This window comes from Mucilaginibacter sp. (genome assembly GCF_041663085.1).
Classification (GTDB): domain Bacteria; phylum Bacteroidota; class Bacteroidia; order Sphingobacteriales; family Sphingobacteriaceae; genus Mucilaginibacter.
Genome location: NZ_JBAZRC010000112.1, coordinates 1 through 16,239, shown reverse-complemented (window position 1 = coordinate 16,239; position 16,239 = coordinate 1). Strand labels below are relative to the sequence as shown.

Annotated in this window: 12 protein-coding genes; 4 read left to right on the top strand and 8 right to left on the bottom strand. The window is 41.7% G+C overall.

Going from position 1 to position 16,239, the window contains the following annotated elements:
- Positions 1-200: 200 nt before the first annotated feature.
- From WC615_RS17320 to WC615_RS17295, 6 genes are all read right to left on the bottom strand, one after another.
- Entirely contained in the window at positions 201-1,775 is a 1,575-nt protein-coding gene (locus WC615_RS17320; protein WP_372979332.1) for a hypothetical protein, read from the bottom strand.
- 2 nt (positions 1,776-1,777) lie between these two features.
- On the bottom strand, positions 1,778-2,644 hold the full coding sequence (locus WC615_RS17315; protein WP_372979331.1) for an ABC transporter ATP-binding protein: 867 nt from the start codon (positions 2,642-2,644) through the stop codon (positions 1,778-1,780).
- Between the two features lie 97 nt (positions 2,645-2,741).
- The gene (locus WC615_RS17310; RefSeq protein ID WP_372979330.1) at positions 2,742-4,343 is read right to left on the bottom strand and encodes a hypothetical protein; all 1,602 of its coding nucleotides are present in this window, start codon (positions 4,341-4,343) and stop codon (positions 2,742-2,744) included.
- Entirely contained in the window at positions 4,343-6,190 is a 1,848-nt protein-coding gene (locus WC615_RS17305; protein WP_372979329.1) for a glycosyltransferase family 2 protein, read from the bottom strand. Before WC615_RS17305 ends, WC615_RS17310 begins: the two co-directional genes overlap by 1 nt.
- 52 nt (positions 6,191-6,242) lie before the next feature.
- Positions 6,243-8,330, bottom strand: a complete 2,088-nt coding sequence (locus tag WC615_RS17300; protein ID WP_372979328.1) for a cellulose biosynthesis cyclic di-GMP-binding regulatory protein BcsB — start codon at positions 8,328-8,330, stop codon at positions 6,243-6,245.
- Positions 8,331-8,342: 12 nt separating this feature from the next.
- The gene (locus WC615_RS17295; RefSeq protein WP_372979327.1) at positions 8,343-9,689 is read right to left on the bottom strand and encodes a sensor histidine kinase; all 1,347 of its coding nucleotides are present in this window, start codon (positions 9,687-9,689) and stop codon (positions 8,343-8,345) included.
- Between the two features lie 130 nt (positions 9,690-9,819).
- Here WC615_RS17295 and WC615_RS17290 point away from each other — a divergent pair, with 130 nt between their 5' ends.
- Both WC615_RS17290 and WC615_RS17285 read left to right on the top strand, forming a co-directional pair.
- A complete protein-coding gene (locus WC615_RS17290) occupies positions 9,820-10,890 on the top strand; it encodes a glycoside hydrolase family 5 protein (protein WP_372979326.1) in 1,071 nt (356 codons plus the stop codon).
- A gap of 45 nt (positions 10,891-10,935) precedes the next feature.
- Positions 10,936-11,916, top strand: a complete 981-nt coding sequence (locus WC615_RS17285) for an acyl-ACP desaturase (RefSeq protein WP_372979325.1) — start codon at positions 10,936-10,938, stop codon at positions 11,914-11,916.
- A gap of 375 nt (positions 11,917-12,291) precedes the next feature.
- On the opposite strand, the gene WC615_RS17280 is transcribed toward WC615_RS17285, so the two are convergent.
- Positions 12,292-13,902 carry a mechanosensitive ion channel family protein gene (locus tag WC615_RS17280; protein ID WP_372979324.1) on the bottom strand — a complete coding sequence of 537 codons (1,611 nt, stop codon included), beginning with the start codon at positions 13,900-13,902 and terminating at the stop codon, positions 12,292-12,294.
- Positions 13,903-13,956: 54 nt separating this feature from the next.
- Entirely contained in the window at positions 13,957-14,283 is a 327-nt protein-coding gene (locus WC615_RS17275) for a hypothetical protein (protein ID WP_372979323.1), read from the bottom strand.
- A 115-nt stretch (positions 14,284-14,398) separates the two neighbouring features.
- On the opposite strand from WC615_RS17275, the gene WC615_RS17270 reads away from it, so the two are divergent.
- The gene (locus tag WC615_RS17270) at positions 14,399-15,424 is read left to right on the top strand and encodes an aldo/keto reductase (RefSeq protein ID WP_372979322.1); all 1,026 of its coding nucleotides are present in this window, start codon (positions 14,399-14,401) and stop codon (positions 15,422-15,424) included.
- A 512-nt stretch (positions 15,425-15,936) separates the two neighbouring features.
- Positions 15,937-16,239, top strand: a 303-nt coding sequence (gene rplM, locus WC615_RS17265; protein ID WP_372979321.1) for a 50S ribosomal protein L13, incomplete at its 3' end; no start/stop codon positions are given.

Here is a 16,239-nt window from a genome sequence, read left to right as displayed (position 1 = left end):
TGGGGCAGCTTTTGCAGGTGCAATTGTATACCTGTACATTAAACGCAAGGCAGATATTGATGCTGCAGCCGCTGAACTTAAAGAGCATGCGCAGGATTACCTTAAAGAAAAAGGCAAGGGTGCTAAAAAGTTAAAAACTGATGTAAGCGAACTGGCGAACGTTATTCATCACTAAGCAGCAGTATAATTTAGAGGCATTTTTATAAATGCCTTGCCTGGTAGTTTCTTGCCCAAAAGCTGATACAGCACAAGGCAATGTTTAGGATTAGCACAGTGTAAAGTACTTGGCTGTTATGAGCAATGGCGCCAAGGTAGTCTACCAACGGTAGTTTTTGGGTAACCAGATATGTTATGAGGAAAAATACGATCTCGTAAAGTTTTTTGCCGCCGCTAACTATGCCCATACACACGGCCAGTAGCACAATAAAAACAGCACCCAATAAAATGTTAACTACAGCAAAGCCATTTAATACCAACAAATAGCGTATTATTAAAGGCAGGGCAAGTGTTACCATCAGGATTACACCTGCAAGGATCTGGGCAGGCAACATGCGTTGCAGTGGTTTGTATGACGACCATGTAAAGTAATGCAAGCGGTTGGTTTTCTCTTTTGTAGCCAGTTCACTCAGGCGTGTTACCTGTAAAAACCATAGCACAGGTAAAAGATAAGTATGCGATATGCTAAGTGGTGCAAACAGCATGCTTGCACATAAACCGGCATTAACCAGCCAAAACCATTTAGATCCCTTCCTGACAAGCAGCATTATCTCGGTTTTAATAAGCGGGATAATGCTGTAGTTTTTTAGGATAGGTGGCAAAGCCGACATACTGATTGCGGTGATGGCCGGTGGTACAAGTGGTGTGGTATCAGCATATCGGGTTGCTTTTTTCTTTTTGTGGGCTATCTGCTTAAAATCGAAACGATGGAAAAAGAAAGAGGAAATATATACCAGGCTAAATGAAAGTATTATCCATAAAAATCGGCTAAGCATAAATACAGGCGTCCAGGTAATCCCGTTCCAGGTAAAAGTACGGAAGGCATTCTCTTTTTTATGAAAAGTGAAACCCATTGATACGCCGTCTATATGGGTATGGAACTCGTTATTTACCTGGTTTTGGATGCTCATGGTCATGGTGCGTAAACCAAATGGGTCTGTAATTACAGCTATGGTATCGTTCAATTCGCCCTGGGTATGCCCCATAATTGCACCAAAAAGAAACACAAAACCAATATATTGTAATATAGCGCGCTTGCCTAAAAAAACTTCGCCAACCACCGCTATTGCAGATATGAACAGCAATGCCGGTAAAGCAAGTAATAAAAATGGGATAATAAAATTACTTATAACAAATGGGTAGCCGCTGCTGCGCAAAAAAAACATGGCAAGGCTTACTACAAAGGTGGTGCCTGCAATGGTCAGCAAAACCAAAAAGTTGCTTAACATTTTACTAAGCAGGTAACCAAAATTGCTGATAGGGGTTGTTGCTATAATTAAACCCACTTCGGTATCAACGTCTTTTTTGATGCCACCGGTAACCAAAAAAAAACCATACAGCGATAACATAACAGTAGTCATCATGGCCGACAGATGGCCTACCCACGCGGAATTATATACCCCTTTAAAACCCACAATATTTAAGGTAGTGTAATGTGCGCTTGGCGGTGGTACAAAAGAATAAGCCGCATAAATGGTGATAGCCATGGTTATCAGAAATGCATAGCTGCGCGTGCGTTGCAGATAATCGGCCTTAATGATGCTGTAGATGTATTTCAAGGTTAGGCGTTGCTATGGGTTAAAAATAGGTAAGCGTCTTCCAGCGTGGCAGTAAGTGCTGTTGAACCTGCAAGCGGTGTTGTGGTAATATAACGCACCCTTGTTTTATCCTTTTGCCGGTTGGTATCTATAACCAGGTTTTTTGTTTTAAAATCGGCCAGGTGGCTGCTATCTATCAGCGTTTCGAAAACGCGGCCTTCTACATTTTTTATAATATCGGGTTGTATGGCTTTGGCCAGCAGCCGGCCGTTTTGCATAATGGCCACTTCATCGGCAATAGTTTCAATATCTGATACAATGTGCGAGGAAAGGATGATGATGCAATCATCGGCCAGGTCTGATACCAATTGCCTGAAACGTACCCGCTCTTCGGGATCAAGCCCAACGGTGGGCTCATCAAATATTAATATTTTAGGATCATTAAGTAATGCCTGGGCTATGCCTATCCGCTGTTTCATCCCGCCGGAGTAAGTGCCTATCGGGCGTTTGGCATCGGCGGTTAAATTAACGCCTTCCAAAAGCATATCTATTCGCTTACGCAGGTTATTGCCACCCAAACCTTTTAGCGCGGCTATGTAAGTTAAAAATTCATACGCGTTAAGATTGGGGTAAACGCCAAAATCCTGGGGTAAATAGCCTAATACTTTACGGATGCGGTCGGGGTTGGCTACAATATCCTCGCCATCTAAAAAAACGGTACCCTGTGTAGGCTTGCTGATGGTTGCAATGATCTTCATCAGGGTAGATTTGCCGGCGCCATTTGGCCCCAATAATCCCAGTATACCCTTATTTATGGTGATGGAGTAATCGGCTAAGCCGGTTTGGTGTTTATTGTATTGCTTGGTAAGGTTGGTAATTACTAAAGCCATTTATGATAGTTATGACCTTAGGACGTTGGCATGAAAAATAAGTTACATCAATACCTGAAATAAACATCCGGAGACTTACCTCCCATGCGGGGCATTACTATTTTCTGATCAGCCTGCTATCAAAACTACCCTCGGTAGCGTTGGTTATTACGCGGTAAACAGTCCAGTCGTTGGTTTCATATACCTTGCGGAAGTTAACATCGGGGATGGTGTGGCGGATACTGATAATGTATTTGTTGTTGAGCTGTGTGTAGCCCGATACTATGTTTTTGGCAGTTGCCACCACCACGTAATCCACATACTTATCAGGCGACTCCAGCGCACTTAAAAAATTACCCTGGTAAGGCATTATCACAGGTTTAATATCGGTGGTAAAGGCTATTATGCCATAAGCAATGGCATCGTCTGCCAATACGTGCGCATCTCCGGGTAAGCTGTTCAGGTAATTGGCAACGTCTATATTATCCTGTTGTACTGTATCTTCCTTATTTTCAGTTAATACTTTTACAAAGTTGCGCTCTTCGGGTATGAGTGAGTTTTTTAAGTAGTCCCACCCAAAATAAAGCTGAAATAGTATGGTTACAGCCAGCAATAGTTTAAAGCTTTTGTGATTTTTTACAGTATGCGCTTTGAATATTACGCACAGGTACGCCAGTATCAAAAATATCATGTAATACTGGTAGGCTAAAAATACCTTATCATACTTAATATGCAAAAACTCGATGAATGCAAAAGGTATCAGTATGGTTAGTACCTGGTAAGTACTTTCCCTAAACAGGTACATGGCAATCAGTATCATGGGGGCAAAAAGCACCACACGGGCCGATAGCAGGATGGATGTTTCAGGGATCTGATATTTAGAGTTGGTGGATATCTGGTCAAAACTCAGCTTATCTATCAGCACGTTCCAGGTGGCATAGGGGCTTTCGGCAAAGTAGTTAAGATCGCTGGCGTGGGTAAGGTTTAGCAGCTTATAACAAAGTACCGCGGCCAATGGCAAACTAAACAGTATAATATAAAGCGCAAAGGTTTTATTAACCAGTTTACGCCTTAACGACGGGCTGTTGAAGCTTAAGAACAGCCTGAAGATAGACTCCTGCTCGCCCAGGTTTAAACTGTGTATGGTGATGGATAATACCAGCGGCAAAAAGAAAAGCGTAAGCCAGATAAACTTATAATCGCAAAATATAAGGATAACCAAACACAGGCTGGCAATAGATACATGGAAGGTAGTGTTTGACCGGTAAAACTTAAACAGGTTAAGGAAAAATAAAAAAAAGAAAATGAGTATAAGGTAGATGCTTTTACCCGATGCTGCCGTATAGATAATGCCCGGGTGAAACAGGAAGATAATAAGCAGTAACCAGATGTAACCATCATCATTAAGGCGTTTGGTAATAGTGCTTGCTATTACATAAAACAATACTGCCGTACCTACTGCCGATGCCAGTACCGGCGCCAGTGTTGCGTTAAAGCCCGTAAATATAAACGTTACATAAAAAGGGATCAAAGGGGCGGTTAGCCCCATTACTTTTAGGCGATTGCCCGTGCCTTCAAAAACAATCTTAGCCTTTTCTATATAAAACAGCGACTCGTGGTTGTAATAGCCCAGGTTATTTAGGTAAATACCACACACCAGGTAGTATATTACCAGTATAAGGGTAAGTATAGATAAATATATGCCACTGGTTAGCTTCATTATTTTACAACGTTTGTTGGGCTGTTAACTTTACTTAAGCCGTGATTTGTTTTTTCCCAGTAGAAAGGTTTTACAATTAACTGGTATAAGCCTTTATATGCCGATATGGAGTGCATTAACCAGTAAATAGGGTTGGCTATGGCAAACAATATCAGCTCGTAATAACGGCGTTTAAATACCGCTATCATGTTAATGTATATCATCAGTATGTTACCCACCATCAGGTTAAATATCGACATGAACAACACCCAATCCGGGAAGAGCGTACGGATGGTAGACAAATCGAAAACTACGTAGCAGATAAAAAAGGTTAACAGCAGCGGGTAAACTAAAAAAGTTATTGGCGTAGCGCCGATAAAGAAGTTAAAGCCCAGGAAACCCTTCCAGCCAATTTCTTTCCAAAGGGCCACCGGGTCGCGCATGTGTACCAGGTAAGTTTGCATATACCCCTTTATCCAGCGCGAGCGCTGGCGGATCCAGTTAAACGGTTCGTTGTTGGCTTCTTCGTAAGTGGTGGAGTTGATGATGGCAATTTTATAACCCTTAGCATAAGCACGTACACCAAGGTCGGCATCTTCGGTTACATTAAACGGATCCCATGCGCCAAGGTCAACCAGCTCATCAAGCTTAAAATGGTTACTGGTACCACCCAGTGGGATGGGGATATCCAGTGTATCTAAACCGGGCAGCATATAATCAAACCAATACGAATACTCAAGCGTAAACATACGGGTAAGGAAGTTCTCGTTACGGTTAAAGTAATTTAAGGCACTTTGTATGCAAATATATTCTGAAGGCAGTTTGCCGAAAAGCGATACCACTTTCTTTAGCTGATCGGTATCGGGGATATCTTCGGCATCGTAAATGGTGAGGTACTTGCCACGGGCAAAGTGCAGGCCATAGTTACAAGCTTTGGGCTTGGTTTTAGGCATATGAAAAGGTACTACTATCACCTCAAATATGGCAGGGAAATCAAGATTTTTTACCGCGTTAAATGTTTTATCGTCGTCTTCCTCTATCAGTAGTTTTATATCAAGCTTGTGGCGCGGATAATCTATTGATTGCAGGTTCCATATCAGCTTTTTTATCAGCTTATCTTCCTTATATACAGGTAGTAATATGGTGTATATAGGTAACTCGTCATCAACAACCAGCTTAAGCTCTTCTTTGGTAACGGCCTGGTGCAGCTCGAACCGGGAGCCTACAAGCGCCAGGAAAAGCTTAAAGATGATGGCCACCAAAAAGAACGAACTGATGATAACGTTAATGATGATGGAGGTGTTTTTGAAACTGAGCACCAGCCCTATGGTAACCAGCGCTATGATAACGAAGATGACAATAAGCTGCGCGGTAGAGAAGGTAACCACGGCTGAGCTATCCGGGTCGCGTTTCATGAGCTCAAATACTGCCGATTTGGTATACTTATCGCCAAGTAGTTTGTTACTTAACCAGGTAATATCCAAATCGGAAGCGAGGATGATCTCGGGTTCCATATCATAAGTGAAACGGATAAAATCTACAAACAGGTCGTCATCCGGCGAAGCCATCAAAACCACCACCTTGCCATTTTCTATGCGCAGGGGCATAGCCAGGCGGTCGTGCGCAAAAGTAAGGTCTATCTTATCCAGTACATCCTGGTCGTACGCCTCATCGCGCGGGTGCTCATGGATGTGGTACCCCGCGTTTTGTATAGATCTGTCGTAATTTTTACGTGAGATGTATCCCGAAGTGAGGGCTATCTTGATGTAGGATAAACCCGAGGCAGCTGAGTGTTGCTCAATTGCCTCGCGGTCACCTGCTGTGATAAACCCATCATTAGTTAACAATTCAGGAATTGATATACTCATGAAAAAAATACTATATAATTAAAATCTTGCGCCCTTAAATACACAGGAAACATTAGTCGTTAAACAGTTCCTGCGATTTTTGAACCTTTGAACGTATGTAAAGGAATGATAACAGAATGAGCACCAGTATACCTAATAAAATATACAGGTTATAACTATCCCAGAAACGGGTTAGCGCGCTCTTGGTGTCGATATACTCCAGGTTCTCGCTTGATTTATTTATATTAAACAGGTACTTGTTGTTGTTAACATCGGATATACAAACGTTACTGCTTAGTGTTGAAAGCTGCTCGGTTATTGATTTTGATGCAGCCAGGAACGCTTCAGACAGGTGCTTACCTGTGGCGGTTAACACAAGCGTGGCATTATTGCTTCGGCCGTAAAATATCTGGGCCAACCCGTTCGAGGTGGTATCCGACAGGGAGTAAACCACTGTATTGTTGTCGGTATTATAAAGCCTGAAATTGCGGTTAAACTTAACAGGCGCATCCGGAAACTCATTCAACAGCTTGTCATCTTTGGCAAGCAGGGCAATAATATTGTTTTTCTTAAGCTCAGATGGGTTAGCTAACACATCATCAGAGTACATAAACTCGGGGAAGTTATTGGCGTTGATGTTATTATTCAACTCGTAAATGATCTCGCCCATTGCGCCGGCTGCATATTTTGCATATGGTTTTGATACCACTACGCGGGTTGTGCCGCTGTTAAATGCTTCCGGGTATTGATAAAAGCTCAAATCGCTTGTTATGAACGGGTTTTTTGATTCGAGGTACGATTTATCTACATCTATCTCTGAGAAGAAATTGGTAAAGCTGTTTTTACAGTTACCGCTGTTAGGGTAAAACCTAAACTCAGCCTCCAGCGTATTATATTTATGGTGCTGGTACCTGTTAATAGTTACAGATGTATTTAGTTTACCGGATGCATCCAGTTTTTCGCTGCTTAATAATAAACCGTTAAGGTAGATGTTAAAGAAGCCGCGATCGCCCGGGTTTAAGCTGCTGTAGTTTGCAACAATACGTATCTCAACTTCTTTGGGGGTAAAGCTAAAATCGGAGTTTTTAAAATTGAATGCGCTTTTTAACGAACCAATACCCGATAAGAAATCGCTTACGCCGCCAATTTGCTTTAATGATAATTTTGAGCGGTTCTCATCAATAGTTTTAAAGAAGGTGTTTTGCGCTTTATTAACTAAAAGGTAGTCGCCAAAGGTTGAGTTTAACACGTTCATATTACCTAAAGCAGTTATGCTTTTTTCGTAACCGGCATCATCGCCACCGGTAACAAACAATATTTCGGTAGGTACAGCCTCCAGTGATACGGATTTAACCGGTGTAAACCTGCCATGGTTTTCAACCATGCGGGTTATGGTATCTGTTACTGTAGTTACCGCTTTATGCAGGTATAATAAACCCTGGTTGGTTTGCGGTGTAACTTTTACCAACGCGCGTTTATCATCGCGCAGTGTTGGCATGCTTCCAACCATAATATAGTTACGCACACTATCAGGTAGTTTGCTTATCTCAAATACGCCTATATTTCTTGTTTGGGTCTTTTTTAATCTCGCGTATGCCCAGGCAACAGCCTTAAGGTCATGCAGGGACGGGTTGCTGTTATACACAATAGCTGTTTTTGAATCGAAACAGTTACTGATGTTGATATTATTAAAGAAGTTTTTATTGCTTTTTATCAACGAGAGGTAGGAGTAGTTTTTGATCTTCACCCACATGGCGGGGTTATCAAGGTCGCGGCACTGGTCGTCGGTAATGGTTAGCAGGGTTTTAACCTGTATCTTTAAGAAATTATCAGAAGATACATCGGCTTTTGTAAGCGCAATAGTAATGTGCTGGATAGAATCTTTTGTTAAACGGCCGCTATAAACCGGCTTAGTGCCCACAAACAAGTTAATATAAGACCTGTCGCGGATCAATGCCTGCGATGGTTCAAAGAAAATAACCAGTTTGCTTCCGTTTATTTCGTACTGCGGGGTAATTTTAAAATAAAATGAAGTTGCGCCGCTCATGCCAAATATAGGCTCATCATCATTATGGCCCATTGCCTTGAATGAAATAATGGACTGGGCAAACGAAGCTGTACTAAGTACTATTAAAGCCAGGAATGTAAAAAATCTCTTCATCAGATATAAGCGTTAGTTTATTACGTAAAATTCTACTCTAAAATAATTTCCGTTATCGTCACTGCGGTAAACAAGCTCACCGCCAAGTTCTTTTGTCATTAACAGGGCTATTGAAAGGCCCAGGCCAAGCCTGCTCTCAATGGTGCCCGATGCATCATTAAGCGTTTTTAGCTTATTGAACATCATATCCAGTTCTTGCTGGCCAATAGCAACCCCTTCGTCAATAATTTCGAAAACAAATTTTTGGCGTTGCAGGCTGGTAACCACTTTAATATTGTTGTTTGTTTGCGAAAACTTGATAGCGTTTGAGAGCAAGTTTTGAAAAACCTGCCCAACAAAAACCTTATCAAGTTTAACATTCAGGGGTAGTTTCAATATATTATCAACCAAATGGATGTTCTTCATCTGGGCGGTTTCAATCAGGCCTTTATATACGTGCACCACCTCGGCGTTAATATCAAATATCTCCATGTTGAATTTCATCTCAGGCGATTCTATCTCTTTAACATCCATCAGCTTGTTAAGCATATATTGCATTTTCTCTGCCGATTCTGATATATAGTGGGTGTATTCTTTCTGGTCGGCGCTTAGGCGGTAATCTTCTTCCTTAAGCATGTTATTGCTCATTACAATTGAACCAATAAGGTTTTTAAGATCGTGGCCGGCAATATTGATGAAGCTGTTCTTTTGATCGTCAAGTTTGCGCAGTTGCTCGTACTGGCGGTCAATAATGTTGTTCTTTTCGTTAATATCGTGGTTTTGTTCTTTAAGCTGCTCGTTGCTTTTTTCGATCAGTATCTGTGAGCGTACCTCGCGTGCAATTACCTTATACCGCGCATTAGGGATAAGGCATGATATAAAAGCTACGATGAAGAACATTGAGCCACCGTTGCTTATTACAAGGTCTAAAGTGTAATCACTTAAAAGGTTATAGAATACGGCAAGCAGCAATAACGCTACTAAGGTTTGTACAATAGAATTTATAGGCTCCCAAAAAACCTGCAGGTTAAAGAACAGGATAATGGTGGCAAAAATTAAGTAGTAGGTTGTTTGCTGCTGTATATTTACTACATTACATAAAATGGCCGATGTGGTAGATAACAGGAAGAAACAAATGTGGAGCAGCGTTCGGTAATTGTATTTGCGTGCCTGGAAAAAGCTATACAAGCCGTATATAATAAGTACTGTAATGATGCGTACAATAAAAAATTGTAGCCATATATTATTGGCGTAAATAAAATCAACAATACTAAATATGGGATATAAAAATATAATTGTCCAGATTATATTATTTGTTTGATACCAGGCTTTCTTTGATATCTCTTTTTTGTATTCCTCTTTTGAAATTTGAACAAACATTTGTATCCTTAATTATTAATATAAATAAGACCAGTTCTTAATAAATATTAAGATATTGAAAAAAACAGCTTTAAAAAACACGTTCCCAAAACTGCCAATAAATCTGCTCATTATAATATTAATTATAATTATGCAGTGTTGTTATGCAAAAAGTACTCCAACCCCGCTAATTGTAAGGCAAACTGCCTTTAAGCGCGCGCAAAGCTTAAACAACGGCGTTAGCGTTTCCTGGTTCGAACAGACCTGGAATAAGAATGTTTTAAGCCAAAAGCCCCTTACAACTACAGATTTTAAGCTTTTCAAAAAACTTGGTTTCAAAAGCCTCCGCCTCCCTGTAGCGTTCGAATACTTTACTGATGCAGGTATCCCGCCTGAGAAAGTATTTGCACAAATTGATGAAGTTTTGAAACAATGTAAGTTATACGAGATTAAGCTCATAATAGATTACCATTATGGTAAATTAAATGATAGTAATTATTTAACCGAAACCCAAAAAGCAATTGCGCTATGGTTAAAATTAACTAAAAGGTACGGTAATGAAAGCCCGGACAACCTATTTTTTGAACTTTATAATGAACCGCCCCACATGAACCCCAAAGTGTGGAAAGACGCCGTGTATAATATAGTTACCGCTATAAGGGGGGCAGACAAGAAGAGAACATTGATAGTAGGGGCATCAAATTTTAATAGTATTTATGAATTGAGCCGCATGGAAAGGCTGGCTGATGAAAATATTATTTACACTTTTCACTTTTATGAGCCGTTCTTTTTTACCCACCAGGGGGCCGATTGGGTGGGCGACCAGGTAGCAACCACGGGTGTGCCTTTCCCTTACAACGCCAAAACCTATCCGCCAATTAACCCTAAGGTAATAGGCACCTGGGGTGAGAATAACTATTATCAGTATAAAAATGATGGCAACGAGCAGTCTGTGCATGACAAATTGCAAATAGTTAAAAACTGGAGCAACAAATATGGCGTACCGGTGTTGTGCGGAGAGTATGGTGTATTTAATAAGTATACCGATGCCGATAGCCGTTGCAGATATATTAAGGCTGTACGCAAAAACCTAAAGGCGATGAATATGCCGGGGATATTATGGGATTATAACACCAATTTTTCGATATTTAAAGGGGCGCCGGATATAAATAATTTAAGCGACTGTATGAAACAGGCAATTGATTACACGGGTTCAAAATAATATTGTAGTTTTAAATGATTAACTTTGCCCACCTAAGATAGTGCTATGAAATTTTTTGAGGAAAAACGTAAGGAAGTAATGGGGCATATAGAGAAGTTCATGCTTGAAAAGATGAGCGAGTATCTAAAGCCTATTGATACTATTTGGCAACCGTCAGACTTTTTGCCGGATGCGTCGAGAGATACGTTTTTCAGCGAAATTAAAGAAATGCAGGAAAGCGCTAAAGGCTTATCATATGACCTTGTTGCTGTACTGATAGGTGATACCATTACCGAAGAAGCTCTGCCTACCTATGAATCATGGTTAACCATGGTTGAAGGTGTATCTGATAACGAAGAAGGCGGCTGGATGAAATGGACCCGCCACTGGACAGCCGAAGAGAACCGCCACGGCGATCTGCTAAATAAATACCTGTACCTGAGCGGCCGTGTTAACATGCGCGCCATGGAGGTATCTACCCAATACTTAATTGCCGATGGTTTTGACATAGGTACCGGCCACGATCCGTACCGTAACTTTATCTACACATCGTTCCAGGAGCTGGCTACCAATGTATCTCACCGCCGTGTGGCTTCGCAAGCTAAAAAGGATGGCGATACGCTGCTGTCAAAAATGTGCGGCGTTATTGCCGGTGATGAGGCCCGCCACGCAAAGGCATACAAATACTTTATCGAAAAAATATTTGAGGTTGACCCTAATGAGGCGATGCTGGCTTTTGAAGATATGATGCGCAAAAAGATTGTAATGCCGGCGCATTTCCTGCGCGAAATTGGTTTAAAGATTGGCCAAACCTTTGGTCACTTTACTGATGCGGCAGAGCGCCTGGGCATTTATACCGCTATAGACTATGTTGATATATTAAAAGAACTGATAGAAGACTGGCATATTGCAAGCGTGGTAGACCTGAAAGAAGACGGCGAAAAAGCACGTGATTATATCATGAACCTGCCAAACCGTTTAATCCGCGTTGCCGAACGTATGAAAAACCCAATGCTGGAGTATAAGTTCAGCTGGATATACGGATAAGCAAGTTTGATAATATTAATGAAACCACAAGGAGATGATCTTTGTGGTTTTTTGTTTTAGTGGCGAATTAACCACAAAGGGCACGGAGAGAAAAACACAGAGGACACAAAGAAGATTTAGATTATAGGGAACACATCCAATATTTCTCTGTGTCCTTTGTGGTTGAAAAAAGTTCTGCAATAACCCGGGTTGAGTAACTCCGCAATCGCTCGGCTCCAGCCGGGTGATGATTATTATAAGGCCTCCGGCCGCCAAACTAATATTTTGCCCTTGTTGGTGTTGTCACCAACAACTTTTAGGCAGGTAGTAAACAAGCATGGCGGCTTGTTGGTGACAACACCAACAAGGGCGTAACAATATTATAACTACGGAGTTTTACTCCGCCTTGTTAATATTAAACCCCGGCGTTTTATAATCATCCGGCTTATAGGCGCCCGGTATTTGTATGCTATTACCATCGCGCAGCGAAGTAAAGTGCGGCGACATGATCTCTACCCCGGCCTCGTTAAATTTATCCTGAATATTACGGTTTAATGCAGAATAGGTAATAGCCATAATGCCCGGGTTATTGGTATACGCATTTACCTGGTAACTCACATTAAAATCGTTCAGCGCGGTTTGTAATACAAAAGGTTTGGGCTCGGGTAAAATACCTTCGGTAGCTTCGGCCGCGCTTATTAATAACTGTTGTATTTGTTGCCAGGGGGCGTCGTATCCTATAGTTATAGTTGTATTTAATATCAGCCCCGCGGTTTTAGCAGTTGATGAATAGTTAATAGTATGCCCACCTAAAATTGTTGCGTTAGGGATGGTAATATCCTCGTTTTTAATGGTGCGCAAACGGGTAACCAGTATATTTTTTTCTATAACTGTACCCATTATGTCACCAACCTTAACCACATCACCAAGTTTAAAGGGCCGCATATAAGTAAGTACCAGGCCCGATACCATATTAGATATGGCAGATGACGAACCAAACGAAAACAGGATCCCTAAAAATACGGTAACACCCTGAAATATCTTAGAATCAGACCCGGGCAAATAGGGGAATATCACCACAAACATAAAAGCGTAAAGTATCACCCTTATTATATTATAGGTGGGCATTGCCCAATCGGGGTAAAAGTTTTTGATGGTGAACGCGCCGTTCTTTATTTCGGCGGCAATAAAACCGATTAGTTTTACAATATACCTGGTTACCATATAAATAACCAATACCGTTAGCAGGTTGGGGATGTATCGTAAAAACGCGAGCGCAATACTTTTTAACGGGTTTGTAATGTAGCCCAATAGCTGCGTGGCAATGGGCTTTGTCCACGGGAATATGTAAAACAATACCGGCAGGGCAAGGTATACCAGCAGTATAATAACAGCAAATTTTACTACCCGCAACAGCGTATTTACAAAAGGCAACAGCCTGTTTACATAATTTGCCGGTGCGCCTTTTTGTGCAAGCGCTTCCACCCGCTGGTTCCAGCTGCCAATGATACGCTTACCCAACCAGCCAAACGCACGGTTAACCAACCATATTAAAAGTATAAGCAGGGCAAATACCAATATAGCTTCACCTACCTGTATAGCCAGCTCTTTAAAGTTGTAGCTTTCGGTAGCGGTTTTAAGGCGTTGTTTTAAAAGGGCATAGTAGTTATCGGCAAGGGCTTTGCGGCTTAGTTCGCTGAATTTGCTGTCCTGCTCATTTACAGCAAAAACAATTTCGGCTTTATAGGTTACAACGGATAGTGTGCTGTCATGTGTTAGCTTCAGCGAATCGGCTACAAAATCAAGCCGGCTTATCAACCCGTTTATCCGTTTGGTTACCACCTGTGCCCGTTCGGCTGGTGTAAAAAGCCCCTGGCTTGTGTAAAATGTAAAAAGGGTATCCTTATTAATAATAACCGGGTACCCTGTTGCAGTTACAGGCTTTTGCGCTTTAACCGGGTTAAGGGCTATACAAAGGCATATAAATAGCACATAAAATTTAGGCATAGCAGGTTTTTATGCTAAAGCTAAATATTATATTTAAGTATAAATAGTAAAAGATTATCCTTCCTGCACCAAATCTGTCCCCTGCCCGTTTGAGATATCATCAAACAAGCTGTTCAGTATCGATTCAACCGTGATGGAGTTTACATCATCTACATAATGCTCGTTGCGGGTAATCCATAGTTCATCGTCCTGTACAGTAATAGTAAACAAAACACCTTCATATAATTGCGGGTAGCTTATCTCTATACCGGTTGGCGTATTGGCTATATTAAAGCTGATATTGCTTTGCCTTTGCTCCTGGAAAATGGGGTTCAGCCTTTTTTGCAAGTGATTATAAAGCTCGCTAATGTTAACCGGTTTATGCAGGGTGATGATCTTCATGGCTTGTGTGTTTGATATATTTACAATTGGCTTACCCGTATTGTTTACAATGCATTTTTATTTAAGCTTTTAAAACAGGAGTTTTGCTTGCAACGTTCTATTAAAAACTACCGTTATGAAATATAAATTACTGGGCCGGTCGGGCCTTAAAGTATCCGAACTTTGTTTAGGCACTATGGGTTTTGGCACCGAAGGCGGCTGGGGGGCAGATGCTGCCACCAGCTTCGAGATAATGGATGCTTACGCCAATGCGGGCGGCAACTTCCTGGATACGGCCAATATATACAAACTGGGCACCAGCGAGAAGATCATAGGCGATTACCTTTCAACACAGGACCGTGATTACTTTGTACTGGCTACCAAATACACTTTAAAGGATAATACCACCAACCCCAATGCCAGCGGCAACAGCCGTAAAAATATGATGCGCAGCGTTGAGGAAAGCCTGAAGCGTTTAAAGACTGATTTTATAGATGTACTATACCTGCACATTTGGGATGATATTACCCCGATAGATGAAGTACTTCGCGGACTGGACGACCTGATAAAACAAGGCAAAGTAACCTACGCCGCCATTAGCGATACGCCCGCCTGGGTGGTAGCCAAAGGCAATACTTTGGCCGAACTAATGGGCTGGAGCCAGTTCATCGCTTTACAGGTTGAATACAGCCTGCTTGCCCGCACCGCCGAGCGCGAGCTGATCCCGATGGCCAAACATTTTGGGATGACGGTTACCCCCTGGGCGCCACTGGCGGGCGGCGCATTAACCGGTAAATATTTAAAAGGCGACAAAGGCCGTATAAAAGCCGACAGCAAACGCCTGGATGCCCGCGCCGAAGGCATTACAAAAGTGGTAATGGAGATTGCGCAGGAGCTCGGGGTATCTGAAAGCCACGTTGCCCTGCAATGGACCATGAGCAAAGGGTTTAGCTGTATCCCTATTGTGGGTGCTACCAAGATCGACCAATTAAATGATAACCTTAAAACAGTAGATGTAGTGTTAAGTCCATCTCACATCCAAAAACTTGATGATGCCAGTAAAATAGAATTGGGCTTCCCCGGCGATTTTTTTAATGAAGAAGCTGTGAAAGTTAATTCGTTCGGCGGGTTTTATGATAGGGTAGAGAAGAGGGGGCGATAGCAACGCGGCAATCTTCGGCATGTAAGTCGCCGACTTTTCTATCGAAGATTGCCACGCTACGCTCGCAATTGACGATTGGGCTGTAGAGACGCGATACTTCGCGTCTCTTTGCATTAGAAGAGTGCGTTAGGGATAGCAGTGGAAACCCCGGAATGAAAGGTTGCTTCTATCGGCAGCCTGGAATGAGGAGTTGTAACGAATAGCCCGGGCCGCAGGCAACGCCATTATGGTGAATGGTTGATTGAGTTAAGTGGTGAATGGTTCCTGTATGCCAATTAACAATATCCAACTAATCAATACTAATCATTCTCCACACATTGGCCATTATTAGTACAATATAACTGCCCATAATAAACAAGCTCAATCACCCACTTATTCTGCTAAATCTCACCACTCAATAATCTCCCCAATAATTCCTTAAAAACCATTTGTAAATTAAACAATTAAGCCTATCTTTGCAGTCCCGTAATTACGGGGTAAAGTATACGTTTAATAAATTTAATTAAAAGCAAGTGAATACGTTAAGTTACAAAACTGTCTCAGCCAACAAGAAAACCGTTAATAAAGAATGGGTTGTTGTTGATGCAAACAATGAGATTTTGGGGCGCTTGTGTACTAAGATCGCGATGATGATCAGAGGTAAACACAAGCCAGGGTTCACCCCACACGTAGACTGCGGCGATAATGTAATTGTTATCAATGCAGACAAGGTTAGACTGACCGGAAACAAATTCAGCGAAAAGCAGTATGTTTCTTACACCGGTTACCCGGGTGGTCAGCGTTTCATTTCTCCAAAAGAGTTAATGGCAAAGCAT